The following is a 1,039-nucleotide window of genomic DNA, read 5'->3' as shown; positions in this document are numbered from 1 at the left end:
ACGGAATCAGCATGGAAGATTTTTACCTAAACAGTCGAGGTTTGGCGGGTTATTTTGAGGCACAATGGTTCGATAAATTTGTGGAAGATAAGCAGATTGATGCGATCACCAGTGAGTCGAAACTTGTTCCACTTTCTTTTGCTAAATCATCCCATTGTTCGCAAGTGGCGGATTTTATTACTCAAGCGGTATCGAAGAATGGAAAACCGCCTCATGCTTTGCTTGAGGTTGGCGCTGCGTTAGGTAGAAACTATTATGAGTTAGTTCAGCGATTAGATAGCCTAAAACAAGCAACGCTTGTTGAGCCGTCAGGTATGTTGTTGAATGGATTGAAACAGTTGTTGGTGGAAGAACAACAGGTCGAGCTGACTTATATTCATGGGCTCAACACGTTCAAAACTGTTGAGGTAGATAATCGAGAGTTAGTGCAAAATTGCGCACACGTCGATTTAGAGTTGATTAATCAACCGTTAGAGAAAGACACCGTCTCTAAGTTTTACGACTTGGTGGTGTGTTTAAACGTGCTGGATCAGTGTGAATCGCCATTAAGAGTTATTAACGCGTTGAAACAAGCGACGCAAATCGGTGGCGTACTTGTTGTTTCCTGCACATATCAATGGAATGCTAAGCATATTAAGGATCGGGCAGAAGCAGTCGATGACATCAAAGCGTATTTTGGTGAAGACTGGCGTTTTGTTTCTGAAGCCGAGCACGAATATAGAATGCGATTCAATGAACGTTATGCCATGCAGTTTTTATCTCACGTGGTTGCCTACGTAAGAACAACCTAGCGGCTTATTCGATTCTCGATACCAACAAAAAAACCGAGCACAGAAAGCTCGGTTTTTGTTTTGTAGGCTTTATTAAGCAACGTGTGCTTGTTGCTGCTCGTGCTCCTTTTGAGCCTGAAGCTGAGCATGTTCTTTCTGCTTGCGACGCTCGCGTTTCGATAGCCAGATCAGTGGCACCACGATCATCACCGTACCGATGGCCATGAAAATATCTGGTATTTCACCAAACCAGATAAAGCCAACGACAA

Annotated in this window: 1 protein-coding gene and 1 pseudogene; one reads left to right on the top strand and one right to left on the bottom strand. The window is 43.4% G+C overall.

The genetic code is table 11. The features are described 5' to 3' along the window. Positions 1-11: 11 nt before the first annotated feature. Positions 12-791, top strand: a complete 780-nt coding sequence (locus R7E00_RS25140; protein WP_025572553.1) for a methyltransferase domain-containing protein — start codon at positions 12-14, stop codon at positions 789-791. A 72-nt stretch (positions 792-863) separates the two neighbouring features. Here the strand turns inward: R7E00_RS25140 and R7E00_RS25135 are convergent. Then, positions 864-1,039 (bottom strand): annotated as a pseudogene (locus R7E00_RS25135) (EamA family transporter); the annotation flags it as partial.

Origin of the sequence: Vibrio sp. Vb1755 (genome assembly GCF_033338635.1) — a bacterium.
Taxonomy (GTDB): domain Bacteria; phylum Pseudomonadota; class Gammaproteobacteria; order Enterobacterales; family Vibrionaceae; genus Vibrio; species Vibrio alginolyticus.
The sequence above is the reverse complement of the archived record's forward strand: the minus strand, read 5'-3'. Positions and strand labels throughout refer to the sequence as shown.

Coding starts and splice junctions, on each gene's coding strand:
- R7E00_RS25140 (WP_025572553.1), top strand. CDS start 12: ATGGAAGATTTTTACCTAAACAGTCGAGGTTTGGCGGGTTATTTTGAG.